Source organism: Urinicoccus timonensis (assembly GCF_900232945.1).
Taxonomy (GTDB): Bacteria; Bacillota; Clostridia; order Tissierellales; family Peptoniphilaceae; genus Urinicoccus; species Urinicoccus timonensis.
This window is the reverse complement of record NZ_OCTU01000004.1, coordinates 84,299-96,886: the sequence shown is the minus strand read 5'-3', so window position 1 is coordinate 96,886 and position 12,588 is coordinate 84,299. Positions and strand designations below refer to the sequence as shown.

13 protein-coding genes, 11 tRNA genes, 1 rRNA gene and 1 riboswitch are annotated in these 12,588 nt (G+C 38.3%); of the genes, 23 read left to right on the top strand and 2 right to left on the bottom strand.

Going from position 1 to position 12,588, the window contains the following annotated elements; genetic code table 11:
• Positions 1-10 precede the first annotated feature (10 nt).
• The 18 genes from CS898_RS09910 to CS898_RS07165 all read left to right on the top strand — a co-directional run bounded on the left by CS898_RS09910 (position 11) and on the right by CS898_RS07165 (position 6,583).
• Positions 11-148 carry a hypothetical protein gene (locus tag CS898_RS09910; RefSeq protein ID WP_009431586.1) on the top strand — a complete coding sequence of 46 codons (138 nt, stop codon included), beginning with the start codon at positions 11-13 and terminating at the stop codon, positions 146-148.
• 55 nt (positions 149-203) lie between these two features.
• Positions 204-1,976: a recombinase family protein gene (locus tag CS898_RS07245; RefSeq protein WP_099208673.1), complete on the top strand. Its 1,773-nt coding sequence runs from the start codon at positions 204-206 to the stop codon at positions 1,974-1,976.
• Between the two features lie 125 nt (positions 1,977-2,101).
• Positions 2,102-2,749, top strand: a complete 648-nt coding sequence (locus CS898_RS07240) for a response regulator transcription factor (RefSeq protein ID WP_099208751.1) — start codon at positions 2,102-2,104, stop codon at positions 2,747-2,749.
• Positions 2,742-3,719, top strand: a complete 978-nt coding sequence (locus CS898_RS07235; protein WP_099208672.1) for a sensor histidine kinase — start codon at positions 2,742-2,744, stop codon at positions 3,717-3,719. Before CS898_RS07240 ends, CS898_RS07235 begins: the two co-directional genes overlap by 8 nt.
• Positions 3,720-3,986: 267 nt before the next feature.
• Positions 3,987-4,103, top strand: a 5S ribosomal RNA gene (gene rrf, locus CS898_RS07230).
• Between the two features lie 60 nt (positions 4,104-4,163).
• Positions 4,164-4,238 (top strand) — tRNA-Asn (locus CS898_RS07225).
• 3 nt (positions 4,239-4,241) lie between these two features.
• Positions 4,242-4,330 (top strand) — tRNA-Leu (locus CS898_RS07220).
• A 6-nt stretch (positions 4,331-4,336) separates the two neighbouring features.
• A tRNA-Met gene (locus CS898_RS07215) sits at positions 4,337-4,413 on the top strand.
• 11 nt (positions 4,414-4,424) lie between these two features.
• Positions 4,425-4,501, top strand: a tRNA-Met gene (locus CS898_RS07210).
• Positions 4,502-4,569: 68 nt separating this feature from the next.
• Positions 4,570-4,644: transfer RNA gene (locus tag CS898_RS07205), tRNA-Glu, on the top strand.
• A gap of 9 nt (positions 4,645-4,653) precedes the next feature.
• Positions 4,654-4,729, top strand: a tRNA-Val gene (locus tag CS898_RS07200).
• A gap of 79 nt (positions 4,730-4,808) precedes the next feature.
• A tRNA-Thr gene (locus CS898_RS07195) sits at positions 4,809-4,884 on the top strand.
• A gap of 5 nt (positions 4,885-4,889) precedes the next feature.
• Positions 4,890-4,975: transfer RNA gene (locus tag CS898_RS07190), tRNA-Tyr, on the top strand.
• 164 nt (positions 4,976-5,139) lie between these two features.
• Positions 5,140-5,216 (top strand) — tRNA-Asp (locus CS898_RS07185).
• A 275-nt stretch (positions 5,217-5,491) separates the two neighbouring features.
• Positions 5,492-5,566, top strand: a tRNA-Gly gene (locus tag CS898_RS07180).
• Between the two features lie 6 nt (positions 5,567-5,572).
• Positions 5,573-5,649: transfer RNA gene (locus CS898_RS07175), tRNA-Arg, on the top strand.
• Between the two features lie 168 nt (positions 5,650-5,817).
• Complete coding sequence (locus CS898_RS07170) at positions 5,818-6,120, top strand: hypothetical protein (RefSeq protein WP_099208670.1); 303 nt, start codon at positions 5,818-5,820, stop codon at positions 6,118-6,120.
• Between the two features lie 22 nt (positions 6,121-6,142).
• Positions 6,143-6,583 (top strand): hypothetical protein, encoded by a 441-nt coding sequence (locus CS898_RS07165; RefSeq protein ID WP_099208669.1) that lies wholly within the window; start codon positions 6,143-6,145, stop codon positions 6,581-6,583.
• A gap of 62 nt (positions 6,584-6,645) precedes the next feature.
• Here CS898_RS07165 and CS898_RS07160 read toward each other — a convergent pair whose 3' ends face one another.
• Positions 6,646-7,296 (bottom strand): 50S ribosomal protein L25, encoded by a 651-nt coding sequence (locus tag CS898_RS07160; protein WP_099208667.1) that lies wholly within the window; start codon positions 7,294-7,296, stop codon positions 6,646-6,648.
• A 180-nt stretch (positions 7,297-7,476) separates the two neighbouring features.
• Here CS898_RS07160 and CS898_RS07155 point away from each other — a divergent pair, with 180 nt between their 5' ends.
• Genes CS898_RS07155 through CS898_RS07135 form a run of 5 tightly spaced genes read left to right on the top strand, consistent with a single transcriptional unit; the run spans position 7,477 to position 11,323 of the window.
• Positions 7,477-8,673 carry a carboxylate--amine ligase gene (locus CS898_RS07155; RefSeq protein ID WP_099208666.1) on the top strand — a complete coding sequence of 399 codons (1,197 nt, stop codon included), beginning with the start codon at positions 7,477-7,479 and terminating at the stop codon, positions 8,671-8,673.
• 1 nt (position 8,674) lies between these two features.
• Positions 8,675-9,787: an FAD:protein FMN transferase gene (locus CS898_RS07150; RefSeq protein ID WP_099208664.1), complete on the top strand. Its 1,113-nt coding sequence runs from the start codon at positions 8,675-8,677 to the stop codon at positions 9,785-9,787.
• Positions 9,784-10,287, top strand: a complete 504-nt coding sequence (locus CS898_RS07145; RefSeq protein ID WP_009431026.1) for a hypothetical protein — start codon at positions 9,784-9,786, stop codon at positions 10,285-10,287. The genes CS898_RS07150 and CS898_RS07145 overlap by 4 nt, the downstream gene beginning before the upstream one ends.
• Before the next feature lie 18 nt (positions 10,288-10,305).
• Complete coding sequence (locus tag CS898_RS07140; RefSeq protein ID WP_099208662.1) at positions 10,306-10,830, top strand: phosphatidylglycerophosphatase A family protein; 525 nt, start codon at positions 10,306-10,308, stop codon at positions 10,828-10,830.
• A complete protein-coding gene (locus CS898_RS07135; protein WP_099208660.1) occupies positions 10,820-11,323 on the top strand; it encodes a QueT transporter family protein in 504 nt (167 codons plus the stop codon). The genes CS898_RS07140 and CS898_RS07135 overlap by 11 nt, the downstream gene beginning before the upstream one ends.
• Before the next feature lie 36 nt (positions 11,324-11,359).
• Here CS898_RS07135 and CS898_RS07130 read toward each other — a convergent pair whose 3' ends face one another.
• On the bottom strand, positions 11,360-12,232 hold the full coding sequence (locus CS898_RS07130) for a hypothetical protein (protein WP_099208659.1): 873 nt from the start codon (positions 12,230-12,232) through the stop codon (positions 11,360-11,362).
• Between the two features lie 134 nt (positions 12,233-12,366).
• Positions 12,367-12,552: riboswitch (cobalamin riboswitch) on the top strand.
• The last annotated feature ends 36 nt before the right edge of the window (positions 12,553-12,588 follow it).

The window sequence follows — 12,588 nt, the reverse complement described above, 5'->3', positions numbered from 1 at the left end:
GGAGGTTAAAATGCAAGCAATAAAGGTTTATAGTATGAGAGTTGCTATGTTATGTAGACTTTATGATCTTAAATTAATTAATGATAAGGAATATACAAAAATTAAGAACAGGCTAGAAAATGATTATAAGAAGATGGATAGAAAGTAGTTAATCTTGTGATATAATAACACTGTAGAAAGATACAAAATGGGAAGGAGGTAAAATGAATACTAAAGTAAAATTAATAAAAGCTTCAAATTCAGGAGCTAGAAATAGAAATGCACTACATTTAGATTTAAAACGAGTTGGAGCATATTGTCGAGTTAGCACTGATAGTAAAGACCAACTTGAATCATATAAATCGCAAGTTGATTATTATACGAATCTAATAAAATGTAATAAGAGTTGGACTTTGGCTGGTATATATGCAGATGAAGCAACAACAGGAACAACTGCTAGTAAGAGAGCTGATTTCATGAGACTAATAAGCGATTGTCAAAATGGAGATATAGACATGATAATTACTAAATCTATATCAAGATTTGCAAGAAATACATTAGATACCTTAAAGTATGTAAGGCTTTTAAAGGAAAATAATGTTGGTGTAGTATTTGAAGAAGAAAATATAGACACTTTGACAATGGATGGAGAGTTACTATTAACAATATTAAGTTCAGTAGCTCAACAAGAAGTAGAAAATACCTCAGCCCATGTAAAAAAAGGACTGAAAATGAAGATGGAAAAGGGGGAGCTTATTGGTTTTCAAGGTTGTCTTGGATACGACTATGATCCTACAACAAAAAGTATCTCTATAAATGAAGAAGAAGCTAAAATTGTTAGATACATCTTTAAAAGATATTTAGAGGGCAATGGCGGCTCAGTCATTGGTAGGGAATTAGAAGAGCAAGGATACCTTACTCCAAGAGGTAAAACAAAATGGTCTGATACTACAGTGTTAGGAATAATTAAAAATGAAAAGTATATTGGAGATATACTAATGGGAAAAACTTTTACAGTTGATCCCATAACAAAAAGAAGACTAGCAAACTTTGGTGAATCTGATAAATACCACATTGAAAATCATCACGAGCCAATTATATCAAAAGAAGATTTTGAAAAGGCACAAGAGATTAGACTCAGAAGAGCACAAAATAGAAACACCATTGCTAACAAGGATAGAAAGAGAGAAAAACTATCAAGACAATACGCTTTTTCCAGTATGCTTGAATGTGGATTTTGTGGAGAGATACTTTCAAGAAGAACTTGGCACACAAGTTCAATATACAAAAAAATTAACTGGCAATGTGTAAAGTCAACAAAAAAAGGTAAAAAATATTGCCCTCATTCAAAAGGAATACAAGAAGCAGCAATAGAAAAAGCTTTCGTTGAAAGCTATAGGCAATTATGCCATGCAGATTCAACAATAATAGATGACTTTTTAAAAATTGTAGAAGAAGAAATAAATGATAATACTTTAGTCAAAGATTTGAAAAAGTTAGAAAACCAATTAAACAGAATCATTAGTCAAGAAAGAAAGTTAGTTGATCTTCATTTAGAAGATAGTATAGACGAAGAAGTTTATGCTAAAAAGTATAAAAAACTTACAAAACAAAAAGAAGAATTACTTGATGAAAAGAAAACGCTAGAGCTAACTATCAAAGATGAAAACTCTATTAAAGAAAGACTAAAGCAATTTAAAAAGGTCTTAGAAAACAAAGAAATTATAGAGGAATTTAACAGAACAGTATTTGAAAGCATAGTTGATAAAGTCGTGGTGGGTAGAATTGACAAAGACGGAACAGTTCATCCATATGACCTGACATTCTACTTCAAAACAGGAGTTAAAGATAGTCAAGATTCTAATAACTTTAAAGATAAAAGAAAAAATGCTAAAGACAATGACATTGATAAATTGTGCTCCTACAAGAATGACGAGGATAAAAAATTATGTTCCCAATCAAAAGACAAGACATATAGAATCAGTGGTTTTTCTTGAGAAAATAAAGTAAATTTTTAAAAGCAAGCAGATCCGTAAAGGGTCTGTTTTTTAATATAAGTGATAATGGTATAATGTATTTAAAGCTGTATATAAGGGAGAGCATTTCATTGAAAAAGATATTAATGATTGAAGATGACAGCACAATTGCTTTTGCTGTTAAAACTTACTTAAACAAACATAATATTGAAACAATTATTTATAACAATCTTTCTCAGACAGAGAATCTTAATTTTAATGATTTTGATTTAATTCTTCTTGATGCTAATCTCCCAGATGGGTCAGGCTTTAATTTTTTAAATTGGCTGAGGGGATTTTCTGACCTTCCTGTAATAATGCTTACTGTAAAAAATGAAGATGAGTATGTTATCAAAGGTCTTTCTCAAGGAGCAGATGATTATATTACAAAACCTTTTTCTCTTCCTGTCCTAAAGGCAAGAATAGACAATGTATTTAGCAGAAGAATAAAAAAGGTTGATGAACTGACTTTTGAAAATTTATCTTTAGATCTTATATCAAAACAAGCTTCGATAGATGGAAAAGATTTAGACCTTAACTTAAAAGAGTTTGCTATATTGGAAATGCTTTTAGAAAACCAAAATATAAATCTACTAAGAGAGCGAATTTTAGATTATGTTTGGGGTTATGATTTTTATGAAGTAAATGACAATACCCTAACTGTCACCATAAAAAGACTCAGATCTAAACTTGGAGATTATGGCAGTCATATAAAAACTCTTAGAGGGATAGGATATAGGTGGGACAATGAGTAAAAACAAAAATATTTTACTTGTCTTAATTTTAAATTTGATAATGTCTTTGTTTGTAGTTTATCTCAATCCAAGATTTGATATTCTAACACTTATTGGATTTCTAGTTATAAATATAATTCTGTTTCTAATTATTAGAAAATTTGAAAAGAAAAAAGAAATAGAGCTAGAAGATAAGATTAATAATATATTTAACCTTCTCCATTCATTGGATTTAAACTCTGATAATTACGAAATTATAGACGATGAATTTGGCAAACTTAGAGATGAGATTATTAAAATTATTATAGAAAACAAGAGAATAGCTGAAAATGCTGAGAAGAATAAAGAAATTCTAAGGGAATATACGGAAGATATTGCCCATCAAATAAAAACTCCATTAACCGGATCTCTATTATTACTAGACTTATTAGAAGACGAAAATGACAAGTTTTCTGAAGAATATATAGAAAGACTTAGAGATAATTTACTTAGACTCCACAACTTATCTGATATTTTATTAAAACTTGCAGCCCTTGATTCTGGAACAATAGAAATGACAAAAGATAGGATATCAGCTCGAGGATTAATTGAAGATATCATACAAAACCTAAAAGATTATTTTATTAATGATAATGTTGAAATTCCACTTTATGGAGATGATTTTAATCTTATATGCGATAAGAAATGGACCTATGAAGCAGCATTTAATGTGATGAAAAATGGTATAGAAGCTACAGAAGATAGACATATAGAAATTCATCTAAAAGACACGAACTTATATAAGAGCATATTAGTAGAAGATTTCTCAGATGGCTTAGATAGAGAAATGTTAGAAAAAGTTTTTAAACGTTTTTATAAGATAGATCCAAATTCCAAAGGCTATGGGATTGGGCTTCCTATGGCAAAATCTGTTATGGAAAGACAAAATGGAGAGCTTTTATATCACAAAGGGAAGAAATCAAATGCCTTTGAACTGAGATTTTATAATTAAATTTTAAGACTGTGTCTAAAAATAAGACACAGTTTTTTTGTAATTAGAAAACCCCCGGTTAGTAGAGTGACCCCATAAAGTTGGACCTAATCGAGTAAGCATTTCGCTTACTCGATTTTGTTTTTGTACGCTTTAGCATGAAAAAACCACCAGCTATGCTGGTGGTAGGAAAATAAGCTTTAGCTTCAAGTAAAAAAGCCTCCCATGATATACTAAATAAGTTACTGGCAGTAGCATATTTAGAAAAGNAAATTGGAGGATGTAGGATCCGGTGACCATAGCAAGAGGGTACCACCCGTAACCATACCGAACACGGAAGTTAAGCCTCTATGCGCCGATGATACTTGGTTGGCAACGACCTGGGAAAGTAGGCTATTGCCGGACAAGCCGCAAGGCATGAAACATGAAAGAAGTGGCATAAGAAGTTTGCCAAGTGCCACATAATCTTAGGTAGCTCAATGGTGGAGCAACCGGCTGTTAACCGGTAGGTTGTGGGTTCGAGTCCCACCCTGAGAGCCACAAGCCGGGGTGGCGGAACAGGCAGACGCACAGGACTTAAAATCCTGCGGTGGTTAAACACCGTACCGGTTCGATTCCGGTCCTCGGCACCAGTGTGACGCGGGATGGAGCAGTCTGGTAGCTCGTCGGGCTCATAACCCGAAGGTCGAAGGTTCAAATCCTTCTCCCGCTACCATATTTTTTTATGGCGGCGTAGCTCAGTTGGCTAGAGCATACGGTTCATACCCGTAGTGTCAGGAGTTCAAATCTCTTCGCCGCTACCATATTTTATATTTTTAAAAGTTTGTTGTAATGACAAATTTTTTATTTTACCATGTTTTTTATTTTAAAAGGCCCCATGGTCAAGCGGTTAAGACATCGCCCTTTCACGGCGGTATCTCGGGTTCGAATCCCGATGGGGTCACCATAATTATTTGGGCGCATAGCTCAGCTGGGAGAGCATCTGCCTTACAAGCAGGGGGTCATAGGTTCGAGCCCTATTGCGCCCACCAAATAATACTGATGGAAGAGGTCTATTAGATTTTGTACCATCTAACCTAGGCTTGTCTAGGACAAGCAACAATAACATAAGCTGGTGTAGCTCAATTGGTAGAGCAACTGACTTGTAATCAGTAGGTTAGGGGTTCAAGTCCTCCCACCAGCTCCAAACTTGGAGGAGTTCCCGAGTTGGCCAAAGGGGACGGACTGTAAATCCGTTAGCTCAGCTTTCAGTGGTTCGAATCCACTCTCCTCCACCATAATCCTTTAATTTATGCGGCCTGGTAGTTCTGCAGACAAATTCAGCCAATCGAAATCAAAGATTTCTCTTGGGAATTTGATTGCATCTGACCTACCAACGATTCGAGCTTTGCTCTCATCGGGTTAGGTCATAAAGTTGGTCCCAAAAAAATATAATTCTTGCGGCCTGGTAGTTCAGTTGGTTAGAATGCCAGCCTGTCACGCTGGAGGTCGTCGGTTCGAACCCGATCCAGGTCGCCACTTTTTTTATAAACGATTGATTTAAAGACAGGAAACCTGTCAGCAGACAAATTCAACCAATCGAAATCGAAGATTTCTCTTGGGAATTTGGTTGCATTTGACCTACTAAAACTCGCCTAAGCTCGTTAAGTTAGGTCAATAACGCTGGAGGTCGTCGGTTCGAACCCGATCCAGGTCGCCACATTTTACTAAACATTCAATTTTTTTAGCTTTTACTTAAAAAACTCTTTACGAAAAGCCTACAGAATGTTATAATTATATAGTATCTTATTCATGCGGAAGTGGCTCAGTGGTAGAGCATCGCCTTGCCAAGGCGAGGGTCGCGAGTTCGAATCTCGTCTTCCGCTCCATATTTTGTACCATTAGCTCAGCTGGATAGAGCGTTTGGCTACGGACCAAAAGGCCAGGGGTTCGAATCCTCTATGGTACGCCAAGGAAAACCCTACAAGATTATCTTGTGGGGCTTTTTTGTATGTTTAAAAGTATAGTGAAGAGTCTTAAGAGTACTTTCCCTAGCTAGTTAGAAGAAAAAGATATATTTAGCTACCTTGCTTCACTTAGGATCTCATATTATAATAGCTGTAAGAAAAGGAGGTTGAAGATGTCGCAAAAAGGAGACAAGGAAGTCTTAAAAACTTATTTACAATGGATGAGACCGGGAGCGGGGATTTTTTATCTCCTGGCTATTATTCTGGCTTTTTGCAATCAAAAGGGCCTTCTCTTTTTTTCTTCTTTTCTTTTTCTAGGCCTGGCAAGCTATATTCTCTACCAGGCTGAAAAGATGAGTAAGAACCAGGAGGCCTTGACCCGGTTGGCCCAGGGAATTAAGAGGGACCTATTGCTTTATAGTAGCCTTTTTGCTTTTCTTTGGCTTGGTCTTATTTTTTATTTTTATCAGGGATAGGAGAGAAGGGAGATAAGGTAGGATGACTCGTTTAAAAGAATTGAAAGAGGCAAGGCTAGCAGGGCAAGAGGCTCTTGTTTGTTTGGACCAGGCCCTGGAGGCCCTAGAGTCGGCTTCTTCCTGGGGAACCTTTGATATTTTAGCTGGAGGATTCTTTTCTAGTTATATTAAAAGAAAGCGGATTAAAAAGGCCAACTTGGCTATTCAAGACATGGTCAGGGCAGTGGATTCATTAAATAGGGAATTGCAAGATGTCCAAATGGACCTTCCCGGGCCAGTAGCTGATAGCTGGCGGGATAATTTTTGGGACCTTTGGATGGACAATATCTTTACAGATTTTAGGGTCCAAGGGCAAATTAAAGACTCTATCTGGCAAGTTAGGGACTTTCGGGCTAAACTTTTAGAGCTTATAGAGGGGCTGGACCGAGAAATCCAAGCCTTGTCAGAAGAGGGAGAAAATTAAATTTAAGACAAAAAAGGAGTATGTAGCTAGCTACATACTCCTTTTGCAAGAGGATTTCTTGCTTATTCTTCGTCTGCTTCTTCAGTTTCATCAACTGTTGGAACGTCAGCTGCATCAGCTGTTTCTTCTTCTTCGCCTTCTTCAGGAAGTTCTTCTTCACGTGGTTCTTGAAGAGTACATACAGCTTCTTCAAGGTCTGTGATAACATCGATTCCTTCTTCATTGGCAACGTCTAGGTCTTTTACGAACAGAGCGTCACCGATTTCCAAGTTTTGTACATCAACTTCTGCTGTTGATGGAAGAGATCCTGGAAGACATTCTACTTCAACTTCGTCTAAATGTTGTAATAAAACAGATGGTTGTACGTGAATTTCATCACGGTTTAATAGAACAACTGGGATAGAAAGACGTAATTTTTCTTTCATGTTTACAGCATAGGCATCAAAGTGAAGAATTTGATTTTTGAATGGATGCATTTGAACTTCTTTGAAAAGAATTTTCTTGTTTTCTCCATCCAAGTTTAGGTCTACTAAAGTAGAAGTTCCTGCTTGAGCAACAACTTTTTGTAGGTCTTTTTCAACGGCTTGAATTGTAACAGATTCTTCTCCCTTGGTATAAAGAATACCGGGGATTGTTTTTTCCAAACGCAATTTATCGACGCTGTTTTTTCCAACTTTGTCGCGTTTTGTTACATTTAATGTAATTTTTTCCATAGGTTATAACCTCCATGTAATATTTATTCTATCGATAGGAATCAATAGTATATTATACACGATTTCGAGTTAAATATCTAGTTTTTAGAGAAAAAAGCCAAGATTTCAAAGAGTCTTGGCTTTTTATTCCCTCAAATTCCCTCTTATGCTATAATGGAAAAGTATGAAAGGGAGGTAGAAATGGAATTTTTACCCATATTATTAGGAACAGATAATAACGCTTATGGTGTGGCAAGGTCCATCCATGAAGCCTATGGAATAAAGAGTTTGTGCATTGGCAAGGCCCACTTGTCTTATACGGCCAATTCAAAAATCGTTCGGCAAATTGTCCATCCTAAAATGGACAAGGATGAAATTTTTCTGGCCACCTTGCGACAACTTGCTGACAAGCACAGAAAAATTGATAAGATTTTAATTTCTTGTGGTGATGGCTATACTAAGCTATTAACCAAGCATAAGGATGTCTTGGCCAAGGACTTCCTCTTTAATATCATTGATGCCGATAAGCAAGAGGCCCTGGAAAATAAGTTGGATTTTTATAAGATGTGCGAGGCCTATGACCTGCCTTATCCCAAAACCTTGGTTATTGACCAGGCTATGGTGGAAGAGGGTTTTGAAAACCCCTTGACCTATCCCATTGCCCTGAAACCCAATGACAGTATTTCCTATCTGAATTTAAAATTTGAGGGAAAACACAAGGCCTATAAGATTGAAAAAGAAGAAGACCTGATGGAAACTTTAAAAAAGATCTACCAGGCCGGCTACCAAGGCCAGATGATTGCCCAGGATTTTATTCCTGGAGATTCCAGTCAAATGGCTGTTTTAAACGCCTATGTCAATACTAAGGGCCAGGTGACCATGATGTGCTTTGCCCAATGTCTTTTAGATGCTGTTTTACCGGCAGAAATTGGCAACTATCACGCCCTGGTTACCATGGATGGCCAAGAAGTTTACCAAGACTACAAGGACTTTTTAGAGGCCATCAATTATAGAGGCTTTGCCAATTTTGACTTAAAAAAAGACCCCAGAGATGGGATTTATAAGGTTTTTGAAATCAATATCCGTCAGGGACGGTCGTCTTATTGTATGACGGCAGGAGGCTGTAATTTTATCACTTATTTAATAGAGGACCTTTTGGGGAACAAGGAAGAGGCCTGTCACTACCACAAGGACTCCGGTCTGTGGCTCTATGTAGACCCCTATGTCTTGAAAAAATATGTGCCAGATTCCCTAAGACCTCTGGCCTTGGAGGAATTGAAAAAAGGCTATAGCTTTACGGAATGGTACAAGAAAGACCGGTCCTTGAAACGCTGGTTGTCTTGGATGCGCCACCGTCTATCGAGTATTAAGACCTACCGGATCTATAAGGAGGACTAGTATGAAAAAAATAATCCTCCTTTTTACCTGCCTGCTTTCCCTAGTGGCTTGCCAGGGAGAAAAAAGAGACATGTATACAGTTCAATTTTATGATCTCTTTGACACCGTCACCACTGTGGCTATTCCGGCCAAGAGTCAGGAAGAAGCCAAAGACCTATCAGACCAGATCCATGAAAAGTTCTTACACTACCACAAGCTCTATGATGGTTACCATACCTATCCCGGCATGGATAACTTAAAAACCATCAATGACCAGGCAGGAAAGAGCCCAGTCAAGGTAGAGGATGCCCTGTTTGATTTAATCCAAGAATCCATCCACCGTTACAAGACCCAGTCTAAGGAAGTCAATATTGCCATGGGGTCTGTCTTAAAAATTTGGAGTGACTACCGGGATGGATTTGAAGCAGGAGCGGACTTCCAAGACCAAGATCTAAACAAGGAACATAAGCAAGCCCAGCTTCCCCCTATGGACCAACTCCAAGAAGCTGCCAAGCATAGCAATGTTGACGACATCATCCTAAATCCTGAAGAAAAGACCGTATTCTTAAAAGACCCCAAAATGGCTTTAGACCTGGGAGCTGTAGCCAAGGGCTATGCAACAGAAAAAATAGGTCAATACATTGAAGAAGATTTAAAAATAGATAGTGCCCTAATTAGTGCCGGGGGAAATGTCCGCCTAGTGGGCCAACCCATTGAAAAAGATCGGAAGACCTTTGTCATTGGTATTCAAAATCCCGATGTCTTATCGGAAGACAGCCAGGGGTCCAATGTCCTGGATGCTATTAAGACCAATGATGTCTCAATCGTTACTTCCGGAGACTACCAACGCTATTATATTGTAGAGGGGAAGAAGTACCACCATTTAATTGACCCCAAGACTTTAATGCCGGGAGATTATTTTCGGGCTGTAACGGTCGTCACCAAGGATTCTGGCTATGCCGACTTTTTGTCCACAGCTGTCTTTTTGATGCCCTATGAAGAGGGACGGAAGTTTGTCGATGGCTTGGACGGAGTAGAGGCCTATTGGATTATGAAGGATGGTCAAATCCACTATACAGACGGGATGGATTCCCTCTTGACCTACCACAGGAAAAACATCAAGGAGGCAGAATGATTAAGAACAATGTCTTGAGCCTTGTCTACCAGATTCTCTTGAGTCTTTTATTTTTTCTCTTAATCTGGTTTACCAAGGACGATAAAACCCTTCTCCGCTTCTTGTTTGGAACCTTTGCCGGTAAGGCCCTGATTGGCCTTTTGGTCCTGGCCCTCTACCAGGTTTTTGGCCGCTTATTGTCTACCCGGGGGATTTGGGATCTATTTACATCGAGCCTGGCCCTTATCCTCTTGGGAGGCCTTTGCCTAGTCCTGGCTTATTCTGGCTTAGACCAGCAAATTTTTACAATGGAGCCAGCCCAAAGCCTGAGAAACCTACCCTACACCCTAATAACTATGCCCTATATAACCATCCTTAAGATGTGTCATGTCCCCCTGGACCTGGCTACTGCTATCTTGGGTGTTTTCTTTGGGCCTATTTTATTTTCCATTTCTCAGGGTCTTTACTTGATCCGGAGGAAAAAGAGAAGAGAAAACCAGCCTGGACTGGGAAAGATATAAAGCAAAGGAGCCTATAGAATGTATAATTATGATATGGAAGAACTTTACCAATTAACAGTAGACAGTCTCAAGGAAAAAGGCGTCGAATTAGAAGATATTGCAGAAATTGCCTACCTTTTACAAAAAGACTACGAAGAAAATCTAACCATGAAAAAATGCCTCAACCATTTAAGCAAGGTCATGCACAAGAGGGAGATTATCCATGCTGTTTTAACCGGCCTATCCATTGATGAAATGGCCGAAAAGAAATTATTTAAAGAACCCCTCCAAAGCATTATTGCCAATGATGAGGGGCTTTACGGGATTGATGAAATTTTGCCCCTATCCATAGTCAATGTCTACGGGTCCATAGGCCTGACCAATTTTGGCTATTTGGACAAGGAAAAAATTGGCATCATCAAAGAATTAGATGAAAGAAAGGGCAGAGAAGTCACCACCTTTACAGATGACCTAGTTGCAGCCTTGGCAGCAGCTACTGCATCGAGACTTGCCCATGAACAAGGATATATTAAAAACCAGGAGGACCAAGAAGATGAAGAATAATAATACAACAGACATCATTGTAAAAAACGCCATTATTGCAGCGGCCTACATGGCCCTAACCTATATATTTGCCAGCGTTAGTTATGGGATTATCCAGTTTCGGGTTTCGGAAGTTTTAAACCTTTTAATTTGGTACAATCCCCTCTATATGCCGGGGGTGGTCTTGGGATGTGCCATTGCCAACCTAGCCAGCCCCTTTGGAGTCATAGACATTGTAGTGGGTACCCTCCACACTTTGGTTTCCCTTTACGCCATGAGTAAGATAGACAACCGGATTTTAGCCAGCATGATGCCAGCCTTTTTCTCCTTTATTATCGGCCTAGAAGTGGCCTACTTGGAAGGCATGGCAGTCTTTATTCCAACAACTATTTCTGTATTTTTATCGGAATTAGTTATTTGTAGCCTGGTGAGTCTTCCTCTTTATCGGACCTTGGAAGAAAATTCCTATATCCGGTCTAATGTTTTTTCCTATCGTTTATCCAGTAGAAAATAAGAAAAAGCTTGTTCGCCCTAGGACGAACAAGCTTTTTTAAGCTAGAATATCTTGTCCCGTAAAGAGTTGCTCAATGACTTGGGGGGACATAATCTTAATATTTTCTTTTCTAAGGATGGTCCGGTCTTCCTTGCTGAGGTTGTTTTTATCTGTTAAGAGGACCTTGTTTGGAGCTCCTTGTAGACGGCGAATAATTCGCTTTCTGGCATTTTCTGTCAAGGTAACCCCGTCGGGAAGAGTCTTTAATTCAATAGAATAGACCCGGTGCCCCTTCTCCGCAGTAAAATCGAAGGAACTTTTATCGTGGAAGGTAACCTTGTAGCCGGCCTTTTTGAAACTTATGGCAGCTATTTGAGCGTGGGCATATTCTTTTTCCATCTGTTCCAGGGCCCTTAAAAGACCAGCAGGGCGGATTTTAATAATGGCTGTACAGGAGTTATTACTACTAGCAGCATTCATGGTGGAAAAATCAAAGCAAATCAGGACATCTTCAATGACATTAAAAATCCCATGGGCAATGGCATTGCGGATGTGCCGGAGCATGGCGGCAGTTTTAGTTTCCTTGTCCCCCTGGGTCAAGAGCATTTTTTGACAGGAGGGATTGATTTTTCCCTTGTAATAGGCCACCATTTCTTCAGGAATATGGGAGCCGATATAGACGTCTCTGGGGCTGATGTCCATGAGATTGAGCATTTGTTCAAAGACATAGTCATCAAAAACTTCCTTTTCTATGTAGGGGTTGGTTTTTGACTGGAGGCTATTAATATTTGGGACATACCAGAGAAGGTATTCAATGGCTTCGGTCATCTCAGGACTTAAGTGGAGGGGACGGTCTTGGTGAAAAAGTTTGTAGTTGAGGATGGGTCCTCCTGGACATTCGGGAATAAAATCCTTATAAGAGTAGTTCATAGTATCTCCTTTCTCCTTAATCTATATATATCCGGAGAAAAATTCTTTAATCATAAAATAAATTTTGTAAATTACAAAAATAAGATAGCTATTGAAAAGGCAGTTTATTTAGATTATAATTAAGCTAAATAAACTGCATAGAAAACTTTTTATGTTCTAACTTTCTTAAAAAGTAAGCTAAGATGGAATTTGGTGTAAATCCAAAACGGGCCCGCCGCTGTAAATGAGGAGCTTATAAGAAAATGTCACTGATGAAAATTGGGAAGACCTTATAGGCAATGATTCTAAGTCAGAAGACATGCATAAAAAGACTTTTTTTAGCGAGGAAAGAAAAAAAGATATAAAAAAGAACCATG